The organism is Aeromicrobium sp. (assembly GCF_032084975.1).
Taxonomy (GTDB): domain Bacteria; phylum Actinomycetota; class Actinomycetes; order Propionibacteriales; family Nocardioidaceae; genus Aeromicrobium.
In genome coordinates, this window is the sequence record NZ_DAMDLR010000007.1 from 37,639 (window position 1) to 58,399 (window position 20,761).

20 protein-coding genes and 2 tRNA genes are annotated in these 20,761 nt (G+C 67.1%); 10 read left to right on the forward strand and 12 right to left on the reverse strand.

The annotated features are described in order from the left end of the window. Positions 1-22 precede the first annotated feature (22 nt). Entirely contained in the window at positions 23-901 is an 879-nt protein-coding gene (locus tag RT323_RS03065) for an NAD(P)/FAD-dependent oxidoreductase (RefSeq protein WP_313404922.1), read from the forward strand. Positions 902-903: 2 nt separating this feature from the next. Here RT323_RS03065 and RT323_RS03070 read toward each other — a convergent pair whose 3' ends face one another. Next, positions 904-1,329: a MerR family transcriptional regulator gene (locus RT323_RS03070; RefSeq protein WP_313404924.1), complete on the reverse strand. Its 426-nt coding sequence runs from the start codon at positions 1,327-1,329 to the stop codon at positions 904-906. Between the two features lie 55 nt (positions 1,330-1,384). Between RT323_RS03070 and RT323_RS03075 the strand changes: the two genes are divergently transcribed. From RT323_RS03075 to RT323_RS03095, 5 genes are all read left to right on the forward strand, one after another. Further along, positions 1,385-2,236, forward strand: coding sequence for an NAD(P)/FAD-dependent oxidoreductase (locus RT323_RS03075; protein ID WP_313404926.1), 852 nt, complete (start codon positions 1,385-1,387; stop codon positions 2,234-2,236). Positions 2,237-2,261: 25 nt separating this feature from the next. Then, positions 2,262-3,041, forward strand: coding sequence for a fumarylacetoacetate hydrolase family protein (locus RT323_RS03080; protein ID WP_313404927.1), 780 nt, complete (start codon positions 2,262-2,264; stop codon positions 3,039-3,041). Next, a complete protein-coding gene (gene gltX, locus RT323_RS03085; protein WP_313404929.1) occupies positions 3,034-4,503 on the forward strand; it encodes a glutamate--tRNA ligase in 1,470 nt (489 codons plus the stop codon). The genes RT323_RS03080 and gltX overlap by 8 nt, the downstream gene beginning before the upstream one ends. A 97-nt stretch (positions 4,504-4,600) precedes the next feature. After that, positions 4,601-4,672: transfer RNA gene (locus tag RT323_RS03090), tRNA-Gln, on the forward strand. Between the two features lie 42 nt (positions 4,673-4,714). After that, positions 4,715-4,790 (forward strand) — tRNA-Glu (locus tag RT323_RS03095). A gap of 124 nt (positions 4,791-4,914) precedes the next feature. Here the strand turns inward: RT323_RS03095 and RT323_RS03100 are convergent. The 5 genes from RT323_RS03100 to RT323_RS03120 form a co-directional block, all read right to left on the reverse strand. Further along, positions 4,915-5,361, reverse strand: a complete 447-nt coding sequence (locus RT323_RS03100) for a hypothetical protein (protein WP_313404930.1) — start codon at positions 5,359-5,361, stop codon at positions 4,915-4,917. 383 nt (positions 5,362-5,744) lie between these two features. Next, a complete protein-coding gene (locus tag RT323_RS03105) occupies positions 5,745-6,317 on the reverse strand; it encodes a type II toxin-antitoxin system RelE/ParE family toxin (RefSeq protein WP_313404932.1) in 573 nt (190 codons plus the stop codon). 26 nt (positions 6,318-6,343) lie between these two features. Further along, the gene (locus RT323_RS03110) at positions 6,344-6,679 is read right to left on the reverse strand and encodes a type II toxin-antitoxin system prevent-host-death family antitoxin (protein WP_313404934.1); all 336 of its coding nucleotides are present in this window, start codon (positions 6,677-6,679) and stop codon (positions 6,344-6,346) included. An 85-nt stretch (positions 6,680-6,764) separates the two neighbouring features. After that, positions 6,765-9,260, reverse strand: coding sequence for a polynucleotide kinase-phosphatase (locus RT323_RS03115; protein ID WP_313404936.1), 2,496 nt, complete (start codon positions 9,258-9,260; stop codon positions 6,765-6,767). Next, on the reverse strand, positions 9,257-10,654 hold the full coding sequence (locus RT323_RS03120; protein ID WP_313404938.1) for a 3' terminal RNA ribose 2'-O-methyltransferase Hen1: 1,398 nt from the start codon (positions 10,652-10,654) through the stop codon (positions 9,257-9,259). Before RT323_RS03120 ends, RT323_RS03115 begins: the two co-directional genes overlap by 4 nt. A 464-nt stretch (positions 10,655-11,118) precedes the next feature. On the opposite strand from RT323_RS03120, the gene RT323_RS03125 reads away from it, so the two are divergent. Beyond that, the gene (locus tag RT323_RS03125; protein ID WP_313404940.1) at positions 11,119-11,508 is read left to right on the forward strand and encodes a hypothetical protein; all 390 of its coding nucleotides are present in this window, start codon (positions 11,119-11,121) and stop codon (positions 11,506-11,508) included. A gap of 211 nt (positions 11,509-11,719) precedes the next feature. Here RT323_RS03125 and RT323_RS03130 read toward each other — a convergent pair whose 3' ends face one another. The 3 genes from RT323_RS03130 to RT323_RS03140 all read right to left on the reverse strand — a co-directional run bounded on the left by RT323_RS03130 (position 11,720) and on the right by RT323_RS03140 (position 15,307). After that, a complete protein-coding gene (locus tag RT323_RS03130; RefSeq protein ID WP_313405008.1) occupies positions 11,720-12,349 on the reverse strand; it encodes a hypothetical protein in 630 nt (209 codons plus the stop codon). A gap of 71 nt (positions 12,350-12,420) precedes the next feature. Then, positions 12,421-13,260, reverse strand: coding sequence for a hypothetical protein (locus RT323_RS03135; protein ID WP_313404942.1), 840 nt, complete (start codon positions 13,258-13,260; stop codon positions 12,421-12,423). Between the two features lie 61 nt (positions 13,261-13,321). Continuing rightward, entirely contained in the window at positions 13,322-15,307 is a 1,986-nt protein-coding gene (locus RT323_RS03140; RefSeq protein WP_313404944.1) for an acetoacetate--CoA ligase, read from the reverse strand. 146 nt (positions 15,308-15,453) lie between these two features. Between RT323_RS03140 and RT323_RS03145 the strand changes: the two genes are divergently transcribed. The 3 genes from RT323_RS03145 to RT323_RS03155 are packed head-to-tail and all read left to right on the forward strand — an operon-like array spanning position 15,454 to position 18,170. Further along, positions 15,454-15,777 (forward strand): EthD family reductase, encoded by a 324-nt coding sequence (locus RT323_RS03145; RefSeq protein WP_313404946.1) that lies wholly within the window; start codon positions 15,454-15,456, stop codon positions 15,775-15,777. Then, positions 15,770-16,567 carry an enoyl-CoA hydratase/isomerase family protein gene (locus tag RT323_RS03150; RefSeq protein WP_313404948.1) on the forward strand — a complete coding sequence of 266 codons (798 nt, stop codon included), beginning with the start codon at positions 15,770-15,772 and terminating at the stop codon, positions 16,565-16,567. The genes RT323_RS03145 and RT323_RS03150 overlap by 8 nt, the downstream gene beginning before the upstream one ends. A gap of 7 nt (positions 16,568-16,574) precedes the next feature. After that, on the forward strand, positions 16,575-18,170 hold the full coding sequence (locus tag RT323_RS03155) for a class I adenylate-forming enzyme family protein (RefSeq protein ID WP_313404950.1): 1,596 nt from the start codon (positions 16,575-16,577) through the stop codon (positions 18,168-18,170). Here RT323_RS03155 and RT323_RS03160 read toward each other — a convergent pair. The 3 genes from RT323_RS03160 to RT323_RS03170 form a co-directional block, all read right to left on the reverse strand. Beyond that, entirely contained in the window at positions 18,167-18,775 is a 609-nt protein-coding gene (locus RT323_RS03160; RefSeq protein ID WP_313404952.1) for a TetR/AcrR family transcriptional regulator, read from the reverse strand. The genes RT323_RS03155 and RT323_RS03160 overlap by 4 nt on opposite strands. Before the next feature lie 115 nt (positions 18,776-18,890). Then, entirely contained in the window at positions 18,891-19,349 is a 459-nt protein-coding gene (locus tag RT323_RS03165; protein ID WP_313404954.1) for a nuclear transport factor 2 family protein, read from the reverse strand. Then, complete coding sequence (locus RT323_RS03170) at positions 19,346-20,710, reverse strand: TRAP transporter large permease (RefSeq protein ID WP_313404955.1); 1,365 nt, start codon at positions 20,708-20,710, stop codon at positions 19,346-19,348. The genes RT323_RS03165 and RT323_RS03170 overlap by 4 nt, the downstream gene beginning before the upstream one ends. Positions 20,711-20,761: the final 51 nt, after the last annotated feature.

The window sequence follows — 20,761 nt, forward strand, 5'->3', positions numbered from 1 at the left end:
CGCTCGTGGGTACCTGCGTGGAGTGGAGGCAGACACGTACGACGCCCTGGTGATCGGCGGCGGCCCGGCGGGGCTGCAGGCGGCATTGACCCTGGGACGGATGCACCGCACGGTGCTGCTGGTGGACTCGGGTCGGTACCGCAACGGCACCGTCGCGCACTCGCACAACTTCGTGACGCACGACGGCCGTGCGCCGGACGAGCTGCGCCGGCTCGCGCGTGAGGACCTCGCGCGCTACGCCACGGTCGAGCTGCGCGAGGCGACCGTCGAGAGCGTCGAGGAGACCGAGGACGGCTTCGTCGCGCGAACGAGCGATGGGACGGTCGAGGCGCGCACGCTCATCCTGGCGACGGGTATGACCGACGAGCTGCCGGACGTCCCGGGACTGGCCGAGGCGTGGGGGCGCGAGGTCGCGAACTGCCCGTTCTGTCACGGGCACGAGTTCGCGGACCGCCCGATCGGGCTCGTCGGCGAGGGCCCGAGCATCGCGGAGCTGGAGGCGATACTGGTGCCGATCGGCTCGGAGGTGATCACGTTCGGGCACCACGATCTCGTCAAGGTCGAGCGCCTCGAGGACGGACTGCTGGTCCAGCGTCGCGCGGGCCCCGCCGTCGAGCTGGCGGGCCTGTTCCTGCACCCGAGCACGTCCCAGGCCGCCCCGTTCGCCGAGCAGCTGGGACTGGACATGCTGCCGTCCGGTTGCGTGCGGGTCGACGCGCTCGGCCGGACGAGCCGACCGCGTGTCTTCGCCGCCGGGGACCTGGCCCATGTGGAGGAGCTGCCGGTGCCGATGCCGTCGATCCTCGGGGCGGCCGCGGCGGGTCAGGCGGCGGGCGCCAGCGCGGTGCGCTTCCTCGCGAATCCGGACTCCGAGGTTGAGTCCCACCCCTTCACCGACTGACGTCAGGCCGTCGCTGGTCCGTCCAGGGACCATGGCGTCGTCCCCGCCAGGACGTCGGAGACGAATCCCTTGAAACGCGGGCACTGGGTGATGTCGTGCGCGCGGCAGCGCAGCGCGTGCTCGGTCATCTCGCGGGACCGCTCCATCTCGCGCATGCGCCGGTCGAGGTCCGCGAGGTGCGACTCGAGCACCTCGTGGCGCGACGGTGCCTCCTCGTCGAGCAGGACGGCGATCTGCTCGAGCGACATGCCGGCGGCCTTGCTGCGCAGGATGACCGCGACCCGCACGAGGTCGTCGTCGCCGAAGCGACGGCGGTCCGCGGCGTCGCGAGCGGGCCGCAGCAGGCCCATGTCCTCCCAGTGCCGCAGCACGTGCGTCTCGAGCCCGAAACGCGCCGCGACGTCCCCGATCGAATGACTTGACTTCATGTTGACCTTAAGTCGCATGCTCGTCCTGTTATTCCATTTTCGAGAGGTGAACACCATGTACGACGCACTCGTGATCGGCGGCGGCCCGGCGGGGCTGCAGGCCGCTTTGACGCTCGGCCGCATGCACAGGACGGCGGTGCTGGTCGACTCCGGCCGCTACCGCAATGGCACGGTCGAGCACGCTCACAACTTCATGACGCACGACGGCCGTGCGCCCGGCGAGATCCGCAAGCTCGCACGCGAGGACATCGCCGAGTACGACACGGTCGAGCTGAGGGACGCCACCGTCCACTCGGTCCGCGAGGAGGGTGACGGCTTCGTCGCCGAGACCGACGACGGCCCGATCGAGGCACGCACGCTGGTCCTGGCCACCGGACTGACCGACGTCCTGCCGGACGTCCCCGGACTGCGCGAGGCCTGGGGTCGTGAGGTCGCCGCGTGCCCGTTCTGCCACGGGCACGAGCTGGCGGGACGCCGGATCGGCCTGGTGGGGGAGGGTCCGCACGTCCCGATGATGGTCGCGATGCTCGCGCCGATCGCGTCGGAGGTGCTGACCTTCGGCAACGACGAGGTCGTCGCGGTCGAGCCCACCTCCGACGGGCTGCTCCTGCGCCTGCGGGCCGGCGAGCCCGTCGAGGTCGGTGGCCTGTTCACGCACCCGGCGTTCGAGCAGTCGGCTCCGTTCGCGGCCCAGCTGGGCCTGGAGATGCTGCCCTCGGGCTGTGTGCGCGTCGACGTCCTCGGGCAGACGAGCCACCCGCGGGTGTTCGCCGCGGGTGACCTCGCGCACGTGGCGGACCTGCCCATGCCGATGGCCTCGGTGCTGCTCGCCGCGGCGGCCGGGCTGGTCGCCGGCTCGAGCGTCGTCAGGTCCCTGGCGGCGGAGGCGGTCGCGTCGGTCGGGTAGGACTTCGCTCGCTAGGGTGGGGCCCATGCGCGTGGCCCGATTCGCCGGCGACGACGACCCCCGTTACGGGGTCGTCGGAGCCGATGGCGACACACCGATCATCGCTCCCCTCAAGGGAGACCCCCTCTACGCTCCGCTCGAGCTGACCGGCGAGAAGCTGCCGCTCGAGGACGTGCGGCTGCTGGCGCCGGTCATCCCGCGCAGCAAGGTGGTGTGCGTCGGCAAGAACTACCTCGCGCACGCCGCCGAGATGGGCGGCGAGGTGCCCGAGGAGCCGCTGATCTTCCTCAAGCCGAACACCTCGGTGATCGGGCCCGGCGAGCCGATCTTCTACCCGAAGCAGTCGCAGGACGTGCACTTCGAGGGCGAGCTCGCGATCGTCATCGGACGGATCTGCCGCAACCTCACGCTCGAGGACGCGCCGAAGGTGATCTACGGCTACACCGTGGCCAACGACGTGACGGCGCGCGACCTGCAGTCCAAGGACGGTCAGTGGGCCCGGGCGAAGGGCTTCGACACCTTCTGCCCGCTCGGCCCGTGGATCGAGACCGACTTCGACCCGTCGAACGTGCGTGTGCGCACGACGCTCAACGGCGAGATCCAGCAGGACGGGCGCACGTCGGACATGGTGTTCGACGTCCCCACGATCCTGCAGTATGTGACCAGCTTCATGACCCTGTTGCCCGGCGACGTCATCCTGACCGGCACGCCCGAGGGAGTCGGCCCCATGCAGCCCGGCGACCACGTGGCCGTGACGATCGACGGCCTGGGCACCCTGACCAACCCGGTGGTGGCCGATGACTGAGACCCGATGGACGACCGCGACCGGCAGTGACGTGGTCGCCCGCTTCTGCCCCTCGCCCACGGGCAACCCGCACGTGGGGATGGCGCGCACGGCGTTGTTCAGCTGGGCGTTCGCGCGCCACAACGGCGGCCGCTTCGTGTTCCGCATCGAGGACACCGACGCCAGCCGTGACTCGCAGGAGTCGTACGACCTGCTGCTCGACGTGATGCGGTGGCTCGGCCTGGACTGGGACGAGGGTGTCGAGGTCGGCGGCCCGAACGGTCCCTACCGCCAGAGCCAGCGCATGGACGTCTACGCCGACGTGGCGCAGCGACTGATGGATGCCGGGTTCGCGTACCGGGCCTACGACACCGCCGAGGAGCTGGAGGAGCGTCGCAACGCGGCGCGCGCCGCCGGAAGGCCGAGCGGCTATGACGGGCTCCATCGCGACCTCACGCCCGAGCAGCGGGCCGCCTTCGAGGCCGAAGGTCGCCAGCCGGTCATCCGGTTCAAGATGCCCGAGCGTGACTGGACCTTCGACGACCTCGTGCGCGGCGAGATCACGTTCGGTGCCGAGAACGTGCAGGACTTCGTCATCGTCCGGGCCAACGGCCAGCCGCTCTACACGCTCACCAATCCCGTGGACGACGCGCTGATGGGCATCACGCATGTGCTCCGTGGCGAGGACATCCTGTCGTCCACGCCGCGTCAGATGGCGCTGTACGAGGCGTTCGCCGAGATTGGTGTGGGTTCGGGCTTCACGCCCCGCTTCGGCCATCTGCCGTACGTCATGGGCTCGGGCAACAAGAAGCTCTCCAAGCGCGATCCCGAGGCGAGCCTGCTGGGCTACCGCGACCAGGGCTTCCTGCCCGAGGGTCTGTTGAACTACCTGGCGCTGCTCGGTTGGTCGATCGCCGAGGATCGCGACATCTTCTCGCTCGATGAGATGGTGGCCGCGTTCGAGGTCGAGCGGGTCAACCCGAACCCGGCCCGGTTCGACCTCAAGAAGTGCGAGGCCATCAACGGCGACCACGTGCGCCTGCTGTCGCCGGACGAGTTCGTCCAGCGACTGCTGCCGTACCTGCCGGAGGGCGTGGACGCCGATCTCGTCGCGCAGGCCGCGCCGTTGGTGCAGGAGCGCAGCAACCTGCTGACCGAGGCCGCCGACATGCTCGCCTTCCTGTTCGCGGGTGAGGAGTTCTCGGTCGATCCCGACGACGCGGCCAAGCAGTTGAACGCTGATGGACTCGAGGTGGCCAAGGCCGCTCATGAGGCACTCGCCGACCTGGGGGAGTGGAGCACCGAGGGCATCGAGGCGGCACTGCGTCAGGCGCTGGTCGAGGAGCGTGGGCTGAAGCCGCGGCTGGCGTTCGGTCCGGTGCGCGTCGCCGTGACGGGCAAGCGCATCTCGCCGCCGCTCTTCGAGTCGATGGAATTGCTGGGACGCGAGGTGTCCTTGGCTCGTCTGGACGCCGTGCTCTGAGGCGCAGACCTCCCCGGTTTGGGCAGTCGGGGAGGCGTCCGGTAAAGTCATCTCTTGGTTCGGAGCGCTGCCGAAAGGTAGGGATCCGATACCCCCATGGGGTATGGTGTAATTGGCAACACAGCGGTTTCTGGTACCGCCATTCTAGGTTCGAGTCCTAGTACCCCAGCGAGAGCCTACTGGAGTCGATCTGGTAGCGTTTCTCATCGCTGGCCCCGTTGTGTAGCGGCCTAGCACGCCGCCCTCTCAAGGCGGTAGCGCGGGTTCGAATCCCGTCGGGGCTACCAGTGTGAACGGCCCGTGATTCCAAGGGTTAATCGGAATCACGGGCCGTTTCTCATTCCCCACCTCAAGCGCTGGGGCCAGGCTGGCTCCGTCGATGGGGCCGCGGACGCACACCTTTCCTGCCTTCTAGGTCTGGACGTGCCCCGCGTTGGCTCGCCTCGCACCAATCGCCGACGCAAGCACCACTGCCATTGCGCCCGCCAACGCCGCTAGGAAAGAGCCAGCGCCTCGATCGAGCCACAGGTCAACTCGGGCATTGGCTGCGGGATCATGATCCGGGTAACCCGGGGGCACCCAGTCCACCAGCCAGAGCCACCACGATGTCGCGCTGCAGAACATCGCGACAAGGCACAGCGCGATGGCCCCGTAGCCCCACCGCTGAAGACGCAGCAGATCAGAAGTCGAGAAGCGCACGATGAGAGCTGTGGCAGCGGCTAACCCCCCACCGATCGGCAGCGGCGCACCGAACAAGTCGGAACCGTCCTCGTCCGAATGGACAAGGTAGGCGCTAAGCAGCGCAATCAGGCCAAGCAGCACAACCCGGCCCCACCGCGGGCCGATCCGTAGCGCCATGTCCCACCTGCCCTCGCGTTGCCGTGGTCTCGACTCTCCAAGAGTTTCCAGCCTGAAGTCTTGCAGTAGGAGCGCATGCTGCGATCGGGATTGACGAGGCTTGGTCAATGTTGTGGCGTGGCTCCACCTTCGATGCCGTAGCTTGCTGACGCCTTCGTCGCCCCTATGGCAAGTATCGGGCCCGCGTCGCTGACTTCATCGAGGCGGTGGTCCTCTAGGAGTTGACGTCCGCACCTGCGGCGATGGCCAAGGACGCCGCAGCGTGGCGTAGTTCGTGGGGATGGAGTCCAGGCACGCCGGTCGCTTCTGCGGCGGTCGCGAGCGCAGCACTCAACGTGGAGAGGCGAAGGACTTCGGCGTGCGGACGAATTGACGCGCCTCGGTCAGGACGATCCGGAGATGTGATCTCCCCACGCTTTCTCGGCTTCTTCCAAGCTCATCTGTTCGACCCGGGAAGTGGGGAGGCGGACCACATAAAGCAAGGCTTCGGTGAGCCACTTCGGAATGGGCTCGCGCGCTTCAGGCTCTTTGGTTGCCGTCAGGTCGCGCGCCTGCTTGGCGAACAACTCAAGTACGTCCGAAAGTGCCTGGGTGCTGGGCGAGTCGCCAGCGTCAGCGATTCGCTGGCCGATCTCGGCGTATACCTCGCTGTCCTTGCGATAGCCGACCGCCCATACCTCTGCGATCTCGATGAGATACTCGCCGGATTCGTCCTGTTCGATTCGCCACACGATGCGCCAGTCTCGGTCGCCAACGGTGATCTTCCGGTACCCGATCAATCCGCCCAGCAGTGCTTCGCCAGCTTGGGGATCACGCTCGAGCTGGATCATCTTCTTCAATGCCCAGCGCACGATCTGCGGATCTGCCTTGAACAGCCCTTTCAAGTCCTCGACGGCATCGTCGGTCAGACGGACGACGCAACCGGGGACGTCGGGGTGCTTCTGTCTCTCAGGCATGCGCTACGGCCGAGCGAGCTCGTCGATCACTCGCGCCCGGTGGCGAGATCCGCGTCGATTTCGGCCTCGAGTTCGGCTCGGTCGAAGCCGAAGGCCCCGATGGCGTCGTCCAGGTCGGTACGGTTGCCCGTGTCGGAAAGTTCACGCGCCAGAACGAGTGCGGCGCTGGTCAGATCGGCGCGGAGGCGGTGGAGTTCCTCAAAGCGCTCGACAGAGATCACCGCAGCGACTGGTCGGCCGTGGCGTTCGACGATGATGTCCTCACCGCCTTCAGCGTCCTTGACCAAACCCGCGACGCCGCGGCCGGTGGCTGCGGTCACGGAGACGGTCCGCTCAGGGTGCACGTCGGCGGAGATGGTCATACGTGAACTGTACAGAAAACTATCCAGAAATCAACGGTCGACTCATGGCTTTCCGGCCCACGGCGCGGGTCGTCGGGATCAGCCGTCAGAGGCGCGGGTCGACGGGCTCGGACTCCATGGCCAAGACGGCGAAGACGCACTCATGGACTCGCCAGGTGGGTTCGCCGTTCGCGTGCCGCTTGAGTGACTCGAGGCCCAGCGCGTACTCGCGCAGGGCCATCGACCGCTTGTGACCGAGGTTGCGATCTCGAAGACGACCGAGGTTCTCCGGCTCGGTGTAGTCGAGGCCGTAGATGATGCGGAGGTACTCGCGGCCTCGCACCTTCACGCCGGGCTGCACCAGACCCTTGGGTCCGCGGACGAGGTTGGCGAGCGGCTTCACGACCATCCCCTCGCCACCGGCACCCGTGAGGTCGTTCCACCAGTCGATGCCTGCACGGACTGACGCTTCGTCCGTGGGGTCGACGACCAGGCGACCGGTCGTGGCGAAGAGCGCACCGTCGCTCTCGACCAGCCTGTCGGCGATGGAGAGATGCCACAGGTGGTCGCGGGTCTCGAAGGTCTCCGAGTCCGTGGCCAGCACCTGGAATGGCGCGATCCTGAGGCCGTCGAGGCCGTCGACCTTCCAGACGTAGCGTCGGTAGGCCGCGGTGTAGGCGTCCGCATCGTCGCGGCGGCGACTCGTGCGCCCGGCAAGGTCACCGACGTCGAGACCGCGCGCGGCGGCGGACCCCAGGACGGCCAGCGCGCTTGAGAGTCCAGCGCGTGCCGCGGCACCGACCGCGGCGTACTGCTGGCGGATGAGCGCACCGGCCTTGGTCGACCAGGGCATGATCTCGGCGTCGAGCACCAGCGACGTCGTCCCCAACTCGTCCCACAGGTTTACCGCCGCCACCGCGGAGGCGACCCGGTCGAGAACGGCACGCTCGGTCTCCGCGTCGAAGAACGCGCGCCCGGTCCGCGTGTGGATGACGCCCCCACCGTCGCGGTCGACCACGATCACGGCACGCGAACCCATGTGCTTCTCCTCGCAGATCACCGGGCCTGCGCCGGTCCGCGCGAAGTGCGTGAACGCCTGCTCGGGGTGCTCGAGGTGGTCCTCGAGGGAGGAGGTGTCACTCGGTGACATGGTCGGAGGCAGGTAGACCAGCCGCGTCGGGTCGACCGCGAAGCGGCTCATCACCTCGAGAGCGCCCGCGGCATTCTCCTCGCGCAGCGAGATCCGTCCCATCGTCGAGGTCTCGATGATCCGAGGTCCGAGCACGTCATCGAGGCGCAGGGTGTCGGGCTCGCGCTCCGGCGGCGCGAGAGGCCGGACCGGTTCGTAGTACGTCTCGGCCGCGACGACCTGGACGACCTCACGCTCCGGATAGCGCAACGCAGTCAGCGAGCCGCCGAACACGCAACCGGTGTCGAGGCACATCGTGTTGTTGACCCACTCGGGCGTAGGGGTCGGCGTGTGGCCGTAGAGCACCATCGCCTGACCGCGATACTCCTCGGCCCACGGGTACCGCACCGGCAGGCCGAACTCGTCGGTCTCACCGCTGGTGTCGCCGTAGAGGGCGAACGCACGGACGCGTCCGGACGCGCGCCCGTGGTAGCTCTCCTTCAGCCCGGCGTGCGCCACCACGAGGCGGCCGCCGTCCAGCACGTAGTGCGCGATGAGGCCGTCGAGGAACCGCGCGACCTCGGCACGGAACTCGTCGGACTCGGACTCCAGCTGGGCGAGGGTGGTCTCCAGGCCGTGGCTGATCGTGACCTTGCGCCCAGACAGCGCGTTCGACAGCTTCGCCTCGTGATTTCCGGCGACGCAGAAGGCGTTCCCGGATGCGACCATGCCCATGACGAGCCGTAGGACTCCGGGGGAGTCCGGCCCGCGGTCGACGAGGTCGCCCACGAAGATCGCACGGCGGCCGTCCGGGTGTGCGGCATCGACAGGCCGACCGGCCTCGTCGCGAGCGATCGCGTAGCCGAGTTCGTCGAGTAGTTGCTCGAGCTCGGCCCGACATCCGTGGACGTCACCGACGACGTCGAACGGACCGGTGACGTCGCGCAGGTCGTTGTGCAGACGCGTCCGCTCGAATGACGCCTCCTCGATCTCCTCGACCGACGAGAGCAGGTGGACGTGCCGGAAACCCTCGCGTCGCAGCGACTTCAGTGAGCGGCGCAGCTGGTCGTGCTGCCGCTTGACGACGGACGCACCGAACGTGCGGTCGGGCCGCTCCGCGTTCCTCGCGACCGATACAGCGGGCGGCACGTCGAGGACGACGGCGGTGGCCAGCACGTCGTGCTCCTTCGCCACCGCGATGAGGCTCCTGCGGGCGTGCGGCTGCACGTTCGTCGCGTCAACGACCGTCAGCAGGCCCCGCGACAGACGCTTGCCGACGATGAACTCGAGCAGGTCGAACGCGTCGGTCGTCGCCGACTGGTCGTTCTCGTCGTCGGACACGAGAGCCCGGCAGGCATCGGAGGACACGACCTCCGTCGGCAGGAAGTGCTTCGCCGCGAACGACGTCTTGCCGGCGCCGCTCGCGCCGACCAGGACGACGAGGGACACCTCGGGAATCTGCAGGACGCTCATGCCGCCACCTCCTCGGTGCGCCGGAACACGGCCAACTGGGTCGGCGTGCCGCGCTCGGGATCCTCAGCGCCGATGCCGGCATGCTCGACGGTGTAGCCGTATCGCGCGGCGATGCCTTGGGTCCAAGTCGCGAACTCGGCGCGGGACCACTCGAAGCGGTGATCGGCGTGACGGAACTCGCCGGCGGCCAGCGCCGGGTAGAGCGCGTTGTACTCGCCGTTGGGTGTCGTGACGACGACTGATCCCGGTCGCATGAAGCCGAACACGTTCGCGACGACGGCCGGCAGGCGGTCCTCGTCGATGTGCTCGACGACCTCCATCAGCACGGCGAGGTCGAAGCCCACCAGCCTCGGGTCCTGGTACTGCAACGACGACAGCCACAGGTCGAGTCGATCCGCCTGGCGCTCCGTCATACGCTCCACGCGCAGGCGCTTCGAGGCGACCTCGAGCGAACTCGACGACACCTCAGTGCCGACCACTCGGTCGACTCCCTGGACCTCCATCAGACGGCGCAACAGCGCACCCTGCCCGCAGCCGAGATCGAGCACCGATGTCGGGCGAAGCCGCTCGACCTGCGCGATGACGGCGTCATGACGCAGTCGCACCAGCGGGGGCTCGCGCTCCTCATCAGGCGCGGTCGGTTCCGTCGACCCGTCGAGCTCGGTCAGGCGCTCGCGAGCCTCGTCCACCATGTCGCGCTGACGCGCGAGGTAGCGACGGCTGATCAGCTCGCGCTCGGGATGGGTGGCGAGCCAGCCGCTGCCCGCCCGGACGAGCTTGTCGACCTCGTCGGAGCTGACCCAGTAGTGCTTCCCGCCGTCGAGCACGGGCACCAGGACGTACAGATGGTTGAGCGCCTCGCTGAGGGTGAACGTCCCGGTGAGCGTGACGGCCGTGAAATCGGAGTCACCCCAGTCGGGGATCTCGGGATCGAGCACGATCGGCTCGGCCGCCACCTCCCAGCCGAGCGGCTCGAACATCCGCATCACCAGGTCGACGCCGCCGGGCATCGTCGGCACCTCGATGCGCAGGTTCAACGGCTGCCCGACGAGTTCGGGTCGCGGCTTGCACTGGCCGTTCAGGGCACTGCGGAAGACCTTGCCCATCGCGACCGACAGCAGTGACGTCGCGGCATAGGGGCGGTCGTTCACGTACTGCGCGAGCGAGAAGCCCTCGTTCCGCCCACGGCGCCCGCGTACCAAGCCGATTGGATCGACCTCCAGAACGAGCGCGGCAGTACAACGCTCTGGAGAGACCTCGGGATACATGACCGTCGCCGTCCCCCCGAACACGTCGAACGTCTGGACACGGTCAGGATGCTTGTGCAGCAGGTACCCCAGGTCACTCGCATCGGCGAGCGTCTCGCTCCGGGTGGCGGTGATTGTCAACAGCACCAGCCCAGTGTGACGGAGACATGACGCACCATGTGCCGTGCCGGGATCACTCGGCTCGATTCGTTCGAAGTGTCGCACCGAGTGAGGCGCACAGTTCGCCTCGATCCGCTCGACAGGCACCTGCACCTGCGTCCCCGTGGGCCGACTCGGGTCGTGGCGTGCTCGGCCAGCCAGCCGATGGTCTCGCCCGCCCGCAGGGCGTGGCCACGTAGCGCTCGGCGTGCGCCGCTTCAGCCTCTAGACAGTGGCCGTCGGCGCGCATCGATTGGGTAGACCCGGGGCTCGTCCACTCCGAGAGGGAGCGGATTGGCATTCGCCCGGAGGACTTCTGAGCAAGCGATCCGGAGTAGGACGGCAAAACGTGCTGGACCACGCTGGGGTCACATGGGGGACAGCTCCTGATCGGGTCGTGGGCTGGCAGAAGTTCTGCACGTGCGACCTCGAGGATCGGTAGATTCGCGACGGTGGACAACTCCGAGTTGGCGCGTCGAGACATGGTCCCGTTTGAACCGAACCATCACGACGTGCGTGTTGAACGGAATGGGTGGGCCTACTGGGTCCGAGGTGTGCGCCGCTCGGAGCAGTTCCTTGGCGACGACACGCTCTTGGGCCCTGGCATCGCGGATGCTGTCGCAGGGTTGGTGATCTCGATGGTGCACGGTGCATTCGCCGAGCGCTTCCGCTGGAAGGTCGGGGTTGTCCGTGTACCCGACCCGTCGACCTTCAACAGTGGCGGGGCGCGTGTCGTGCACAAGGAGTTCCTCGCCATCGGGACTGAGCCAGAGCCTCGGATCGCTCAACTGGTGGCGGACATCCACGCTGGGCGATTTGATGACGTCTCTAGCAGCGGATGAGCACTCCGCGATCAACGTCGTGGGGCCGGCAGCACGAGTTGCCTGAAGCCCGACGCGATGGGTGCTGACCTCCTCCCTCACCCGGAGACTTCCGGTGCTGCAGCGAAGCGCCGATCGGCGGTTGGTGGCCAACCGAATGACCCCCGGATTCGGTTGGTACGTCACCGCTCGCGTGGGTGAGCCGGCTACATCCGCAACCAGCCTGCGTGCCTCAGTGAGTCGACGGCACGAGGCCCGTGCGGCCCTCCCAGGAGCCGTGCTCGGAAAGAGGCCGGAACCGGAACGTCGCGAACTCATGATGGAAGTCGCGGCGTTCACGTTCGCGCATGGCCGCGGCGTGCCGCATGGGCTCGGCGACGTTCGAGCGACCATGAACCATGTCCAGCATCTGACGCGTGCTGTGCCAGACCGTGAAGGTCGAGATCGTGTTCGGGGGACGAAAACCGGCGACGGCGAGGGTGGCGCCCGGGTGGTCGCGCACGAGGCGTTCCACCGGCCTGCCGTGGTGGAGGAAGCGTGGGACCTCCGGCACCCGCATCCGGGCCAGCGTGACCGCCACGACCGGATCCTCCTGCCTCCAGGCGCCGGCTCGGGTGGGGAGCCCGGCAAAGGCGGCGATGCTCGACCAGCGGCGCAGGAACTCCAACCGCACGTGCCACCCGGTCGCGAGCGAGCGTCCCAGCGGGTCGTGGGTCAAGAACCGCTCCAGGGTCGGCTCGTCCTGCCACTGCGCGAAGACCGCCAACCTTCGCAACTGCAGCCGGTCCGGTGACACCACGGGCGCACCGAGTCGCATCAGGGAAAGGCACTCGAGGTGATCGAGTCCCGCCACCGTGGCCATTGTGGGTGGGCGCAGGAGCGCGCCGGCACCGGTGCGACGGGGGACCTCAGCGAGGTGGAAACTGTGAATCGTCACGATGTCCGCTCGAGCCGGTAGTGCAGTCGCAGGGCCGACGCGCCCCAGACGCGCAACTCGTGATCGGTGCGCAGGACGCCGAGCGCGTCGACGTAGACGTGGAACGTCTCGTGCAGCGGGACGCGGGCCGCATGTGCGCTGGCTCCACGCACGACCACGTAGGCACCGTCCTCACCGAACCTGCCCCGCGGCGACTCCAGGACGAGACCTCCATCAGCGGTGATGCCGGGGCGCAGGAACACCTGCACGTTGCCCGACTCGAGAGGGAATGCCACGTGGACGCTCGGACGGTCGGCACCCGGGAGCGTCCGCGCGGAGTAGGCGCCGCTGAAGACGGTCCGACCGCTGTCGCACAGGGTCCGGGTCCACGCGGACGCGACGTGCACGCCCTCACGGTCACGCACCGGCGTGACGTGGCTGTCCATGCCGTGCGCGACGTCGAGCGGACGCATCGGCAACGCGAGCTGCTCGATGCGGCGACCCCACAACCGCGAGACTGCCTCGCCGGCAGGCCAGAACACCGGTGACCATCCGGACCACACGTCCATCCGCCACGACGAGGTGTGCTCATAGAAGTCCCGCACCAGCGGATTCAGCCGGTCTGCGGCGAACCCGGGACCGTCCAAGCAACTCATGGACGGCAACAGTCCCGCGTCGGTCCCGGGCGTTCCGGGTGCGCCGCCATGACGTGCCGTCTCGGCGCCGATCCACTCGTCGCCCACACGCGCGGATGAACTCACCGGCGCATCGAGCCAGTGTTCGGCGCCATCGAGATCGACCCGCCGGCCGGTGAGTCGCCAGAAGGTTCGGGACGCGAGGTCCAGCACGTGAGGCACGGATCACATGGTGCCGCATGCGTAGACCGTCAGTCGGTGGACTGTGAGTTCTACGGCCCGGTCAGCGGACCCCCGGTGCCGGCAGGCCGCCTGCCCGGAACCGTGTGAAGTGTTCGAGCGCGGTGGGATCGTCGAGCGCGCCGGGCGCAGCCGCCTGGTCGATCGGTGTGCCCTGCAGGATCTTCTTGACTGGAACCTCTAACTTCTTGCCCGACAGCGTGCGCGGCAGGGCAGGTACGGCGTAGAGCTCGTCGGGGACGTGCCGAGGCGAAAGTTGGGTGCGCAGGGCATGCCCAACGGTGCGGCGCAGCTCCTCGTCGAGCGCAGCGTCGCCGGCCAGTCGGACGAACAGCATCAGCCGCCCAGGCCCGCCATCGCGGTCCTCGAGGTGCACGACGAGGCTGTCGGCGATCTGCGGCAACGCTTCCACGACGCTGTAGAACTCGGAGGTTCCAAGTCTCACCCCGCCCCGGTTCAGCGTGGCGTCGCTGCGCCCGGTGATGGCGCAGGTGCCATTTTCGTTGATCGTGATCCAGTCTCCATGGCGCCAGACGCCGGGGATGTCATCGAAGTAGGCGGCGCGGTAGCGGCTTCCGTCGTCACCCCAGAACCCGACCGGCATGGACGGCATCGGACGGGTGATGACGAGTTCGCCAAGAGCGCCGATGACCGGTCGTCCTTGTTCGTCGTAGGACTCGACAGCGCAACCGAGAAGGCGGCGGGAAATCTCGCCGGCGTACACCGGCACCGTGGGGACTGATCCGACGAACGAGGTGCAGACGTCGGTCCCACCGGACATCGAGCCGAGCTGGAGATCGGCACTGACATTCTCGTACGCCCAGGTGAATCCCTCAGCGGGCAGGGGCGCGCCTGTCGAGCCGAGTCCCCGCAACGAGCGCAGGTCGGCGACGTCGCGTGGCACGAGCTCTTCCTTGCGGCACTGCAGCAGGAAGGGGGCGCTGGTGCCGAAGTAGGTCAAGCCGAGCTCGTCGACCAAGTGCCACAGGGTGTCGAGTCCGGGGTGGGCGGGGTCGCCGTCGAACATGACCACCGTCGATCCAACTCCGAGTCCGGAGACCAGGAGGTTCCACATCATCCAGCCAGTCGTGCTGAACCAGAAGAACCGATCGGTCGGACCGAGATCCATCTGCAGCCCTAGTGCCTTGAGGTGCTCGAGCGTGATGCCGCCGTGACCGTGAACGATGGGCTTGGGCAGGCCCGTGGTCCCTGAGGAGTACAGCACGTAGAGGGGATGGTCAAAGGGCACTCGACTGAACGCCGGCTGTGCCGCTTCAGCGAGGAGGTCGGACCAGCTGATCGTATTCCTGTGCAGTTGGCCAGGGGCGGCGTCGGGGTCGAGGTAACTCAGCCACACCACGGTTCTGACACTCGGCAAACCTTCGACGATCGCCGACACCTCAGCGCGACGGTCAATGTCCTTGGCCCCGTAGCGGTACCCGTCGACGGCGAGCAGCAAAACCGGCTCCGTCTGGCTCCAGCGGTCGGTCACGCTCTGCGCTCCGAACTCGGGAGCGCAGGAGCTGAACACCGCACCCAGGCTGGCCGCGGCGAGCATCAGCACGAGCGTTTCGGGCACGTTGGGTGCATACGCAGCCACGCGTTCGCCCAGGCCCACTCCGACACGTACGAGGCCAGCCCGAGCACTCGCTACCTGCGTTCGCAGTTCGGATGCTGTCAATTGGATCTCTCCGCGGCTTTGTGAACGTCCAATCACCACGACATCGTCATCGGCGCGTCCGGGCATCTGGAGCATCGCTTCGGCGTAGTTCAAGCGGGCGTTCGGAAACCACACGGTGCCCGGTCCCGCGCCACCTGGGTCATGGCCGAGGGCTGGGCTCAGACTGCCATCGGCTGGGAGGTTGACGTGCCTGCCAAACACTGTCCAGAAGGCGTCGATGTCCTCGACCGACCACTGCCACAGCGAGTCGTAGTCGTCGAAGTCCAAGCCTGTCGCGTCTTCCGCGGCCTGAGCGAAAGTGTCGAGTTGGGTGGGGCGGTCGTCCGGTCGCCAGCAAATGAGTGACATGGCGACACTATGCCGACCTGAGGCAGCGGCTCGGCCGGCGGCCCGGTCACTGGTGACAAGAAACCGAGCGCTTGGTATGCTCAAGAAATCTGTCACCCCAAGGCTCGAAATCGCGTCGCGATGTCGACTGTTTCCAGGAGGCCCCCATGAAGTTGTTCATCCTCATTCGACGCGATCCGGCTGAGACTCACGACGAATTCATGGACTGGTGGGCCGGTGATCATGCCGAGCTGGCGTCGAGGATGCCCGGGCTCGGTTACTACGCACTGCACGAGATCGTCGGTTCCATGGGGCGCGTGCCCGAGTGGGACGGAATCGCCGAGCTGACCTTCGAGTCGTCCGACGCGGCCCGCGCGGCTTTCGATTCGCCGGAAGGCCGAGCGACGTTGGACCACGCCACCGCCGGGGATCGAAAGGGTGCTCGCCGCATGATGGAGACCACGCTGATGCGGGTGGTGCGCGATGCCTGAATCGGCCGAGGAATTCATCCGATGTGAGAAGTACGTGCGGGACAAGGGCGCTGTGGCCGTCCTGACCTTCGCGCGAGCGGACAAGATGAATCCGCTCGACAAGCGCACTGTGCGCACCCTCAACCTCCACTTGGATCAACTGGAGCAAGACCCTGACGTTCGCGCGGTCATCGTCATGGGGGAGGGTGCTGCCTTCTCGGCCGGCGGGGACCTGGCGGGATACCTCGACCTCTATGAGGACGCCGAGCGGTTCCGTCACTTCCTCGAAGACATGCGGCGTGCCTTCGACCGTTTGGAGACCGGCCGCTTGGTCTCGATCGCGGCGATCAACGGTGTCTGTGTGGCCGGTGGCCTGGAACTCGTGCTGTCGTGCGACCTTGCGGTGATGGCGGACGACGCCCGGATCGGAGATGCGCACATGACCTTCTGGCAGCTTCCCGGCGGTGGGGGCAGCCAGAGGTTGCCCCGCGTGGTGGGGCTGACGCGTGCCAAGCAACTCTTCTACACGCGCGAGTTGCTGTCCGCCGACGATGCGCTCGCGATGGGCTTGGTGACACGCGTCGTCAACCGCGAGCGACTTCTCGACAGCGCGCTGGCGCTCGCAGACAGAGCCATCCATGCGCCTGGTTCAACGGTGAAGACCCTCAAGGCCCTTCTGTCGACGTCCACGAACACGCCGATGGCCGCGGGTCTGACGGCCGAGATCGACGAGCTGGTCGGCTACGCCACCGGTCCCGATGACGTTGCCCGGGCGGGATTGCGCGAGTTCTTCGCTGAAAAGAAGGACTAGACGCCTCATGGCCGACTGGTCGGTCATCAACGGCCTGATCGCCGAGCGGCGGGCGAGATACCGTGCCGCCGGGCACTGGACCGGTCGCTCCCTGTTCGAGCTCGCACAGTGGCGCGCCGATCTGTCCCCGGACCTCGCTGTGAGCGACGCCGACGGACGCCGCAGTCTGGTCGGGCTCCTGGCTGCGTCCGGAATGCTGCGGGATCGACTCGTGGCGCAAGGCGTGGAACGGGCTTCGCGGGTGCTGATGGTGCCGTCCCATGGAGTCGGCGACGTCGCAGTCCTGCTGGCTGCTTCGCGGATGGATCTGGTCGTCGCGCTTTCGCCCCCCGGTGCGGGTGTCCGCGAGGTCGTCGAATCGGCCGCCCGATCAGGGTGTGGCTCCGTCCTGATCAGCGACACTCACGCGTTGGCTGATCGCCTCGCCCAGGAAGCCCTCGGGATCCGCGTGCTGGCTCACGGTGGCGGTGGTGAGGTGCGTCAATTGAACGGCCAGGCTCCCCGTGGGAGGCCTGCCGACGGGAGGCTCCCTCGGGTCTGCGATTCCACGAGGTACATCACCTTCACCGCTGGGACGACCGGCGAGCCGAAGGGTGTTCAACACCACGCTGACACGTTGTCCTACGCGGGCCGCTGGGCGGTTGCCGCTGCCGCACCCAGAAGCGGTCCGATCATCGGGGTGCTCTCCCCGAGCCACGCCGCCGGGCTGGCGTTCTCGGTGTTCGCGACGCTCGAATCCGGACGGTCGCTGATTCTTCGCAACGGCAGGTGGCACCCCGATGCGGTGATCGCCGCAATGCGTCAGAACGACGTCGCGTACGGGCTGTTGACGCCGACGCATGTCCTCGACCTTGTTGCGCGTCTTGAGGGGGAAGGGTCGGCACTCGATGGTGTCACCATCGCATCTGGCGGTGCGCCCGTCGCGCCCTCGTTAGTCGAGCGTGCCGATCGGGTCGGCATCGCCCTGTGCCGAATCTTTGGCTTGTCCGAGTGCGTTGGTCACTCCACGTTCCGTTCGTCGGAACCGTTGGCCACGCGGATGTCCGGCGAGGGGCGACCCTATCCGGGAACCACGGTGACGGCCTTGGATGCGACGGGCCAGAGCGTCGTGGGAGAGCGCGGGGAAGCAGCCTGCGAAGGCCCCTCGATGTTTCTGGGGTACGTGGGTGAGTCAGACCCGGGCTCGTGCTTGGACGAGCGCGGGCGATACCGCACCGGAGACATCGTGGAAGTCGATGCCGCGGGGCGGGTGACCGTGGTGGGTCGGCTCAAGGACACGATCATTCGAGGCGGCCAGAACATCGATCCGGCCGAAGTCGAACGGGCACTGGTCGCCTGCGAGGGGGTGCGTGCTGCAGCGGTACGGCCGTTCTCGGACGATCGGCTGGGCCAGCGGGTGGGGGCCGTGGTCGTCGCCTCTGAGGGTGCGCATGTGGATGGGGTGGCCTCGTCTTTGCTCGCGTCGGGGCTTGCTCGTCACAAGATTCCCGAGCGTTGGGTGTTCGTTGATGCTCTTCCCGTGACTTCCATCGGCAAACACGACCGCTCCACTTTGGACTCCATGCTGCGGTCCGCGGGTGAGGCCTCCGGCGATACGGTCTAGTGCGGCATGCCGGAACTGGTCGCTGCCGCAGCCATCGGGTTGATCACCATCTCGTACAGCGACTGGGCGATCTCGGGGACGGTGACTCCGCCATCTGGGCGGTACCACTGGACCATCCAGTTCATCGCTCCCAGCAGCAGGAGGCGGCGGACGCGGCGGCTGATCGGGTCGGCGTACACATCACCGAGATTCGCGAGTGCGTCGTCCCAGACGAGTTCGTACGTGTCGCGCACATCGAGAAGCCGTAGGCGGAGCGGTTCGGTCAGCGACCAGTGCTCGTAGAAGAGCACGCTGGTGGTCTTCGATGACCCCTCGACCATGGCCAGCATGTGAGCCTCGAGCATCCGGCGCAGTTGTTCGTGGCGGTCACTGGTCGATTCGCGAGCTTCGTTGACGCGAAGGATCGTCTCCTCGACACCCTCGCTCACCACTTGGAAGAGGATCTCTTCCTTGCTGCCGAAGTGGTGGAAGATGCTCCCGGATGTGATGCCCACTTCTCGGGCCAGGTCGCGGACCGTTGTTCCGGAGTACCCGCGCTCTCGAAACATCGCGGCTGCGACCACGAGGATCTCCTCGCGACGCCGTTCGCCAACCGTGGGACTCATCGGATCATCACCCATCCTCAATCTGGCTCGTCGATTCCAGTTGGCTGGACTCATGACTCATGGAGTCCCGTCGTGCAAGACCGTGCAGGGTCAGGACACTCAGCCTATCCATTGGTCACTCAGGGTTTCCATGATGAAGTCGGTGCTTCGCGACACGTTGGGCGCGGGGAGTCAGACTTCCGTCGCCCAGTTCCCAGAGGCAACGCTGTTCCCGCTGGACGATTCGCAGTGCCCCGTCCTCCCTCGTCCATCGGTCGTCGTACCGAAGTCCGCGTTGCAGCACGGTGCCGTCGGCCAAGTGGACCACGGCCAAGGCAAAGGTTGTCCAGGTGACGCCATCGGGGTTGAGGCCGGTGCTGGACCGTGTGTGCAGCGTGCCGGCGAACGTTTCGACGATGGTCAGTGCCTCCATGATCGCGTCGCGCCCGATGAGTGGGTCCGGACCGTTGAAGTCGTACACGGCCGTTGCCGATGCGCAGAACAGCTCCTCGATCCCGGGGAGGTCCCGGCGATCAAGAAGGTTGAAGTAGCGCTCCTGGAGAATCGCTTCGGCGGGCAGAGCAGTGCTATTCACATCAAGCCCGCCTGTCGAGGCAGCCAGAGCACGGACTCGGGGTAGACGAAGAAGACTGCCGTGACGGCCAGGTCCAGCACGATGAACGGAAGCACACGTCGGAAGATCGCTTCGGCCTTGACCTTGCCCACCCCCGCCGCCACGAACACGTTCAGCCCGACGGGCGGGGTGATCAAGCCGATCTCGATCATCTTGATGGCCAGGATCCCGTACCAGATGCCGTCGAAGCCTAGTTCGGTCATGACCGGCACCATCACGGGAATGAACAGCAACATGGTCGAGAGGCTGTCGAGGAACAGTCCGACAGGAAGAAGGAGCAACAGGGACAGGGCGACGATGAGCGTGGGTGAGGCTGGGACGTCGAGCACCCAGGTGGCGATCCGGGCGGGTACCTGGGCCGAGGCGAGATAATAGGTGAACACGGACCCTGAGATCAGCAGCATGAAGATCATGCTCGACACCTCTGCCGTTTCCCGGAGCGACCTCTTCAGCAGTTCGAACGCGGTGATGTCGCGTGACTTGCGAGCACAGACGCCGATGGTCAGTGCCACCAGCGCGCCGACGGCTCCGGACTCGGTCGCGGTGAAGTAGCCGCCGTACAAGCCGCCCACGACCACGGCGAACAAGGTGACGGCGGTGAACGCGGCGAAGGTGTACTGACGCCAAGTGTCATCGGCGTCACTCGCCGGCTCAGCGTCACTCGGCGTCGAGGCCGGCATTATTCGGTCGTCCGGCGTCCGGGACGCCGCGGCGCCCGCCGTCTGCACCGAGCGCTGATGAACCGAGGACGAGATCATCACGTAGGCCATGAGCGCCAGGCAGGAGATGAGGCCCGGAACCACCGCCGCGAGGATCATGGCCCCGATGTTCACGCCCGCCAGCAAGGCGTACACGACGAGAATCACGCTCGGTGGGATCAGTACGGCGAAGGTTCCGGCGGCGGCGACGACCGCTCCGGCGTAGGCACGCGAGTACCCGTACCGCGCCATCTCATTGATGCTCACGCGCCCGAACGCCGCCACGTCGGCGGCCGACGATCCGGAAATCCCGCTGAAGGCAGCCGTGGCGCCGACGGTCGCCGCCGGTAGGCCACCAGGGAGGCGTCGCACCAGGCGATGGACCAGCCGGTAAATGCGCTCACCGATGCCCGTGTTCGCGATGAGGCATCCCAGAAGGATGTACATCGGGACGACGAATAGTCCGTAGTTGGCGACCGCCGAGTAAGGGACAGCTCCCAGAACTGCATCCACGCGCTGGGTGTCATGGAGCATGAGGATGCCGAGGACGCTGCCACTGAGCAGTGAGATGGAGACGGGAACGTTGAGGAACACCAAGGCCAGGAATGCCCCGATCGAAACCATCAGGTGAACGTCTGTAGGCACGTGTATCAGTCCAATCTTGGTGTGGTGTTG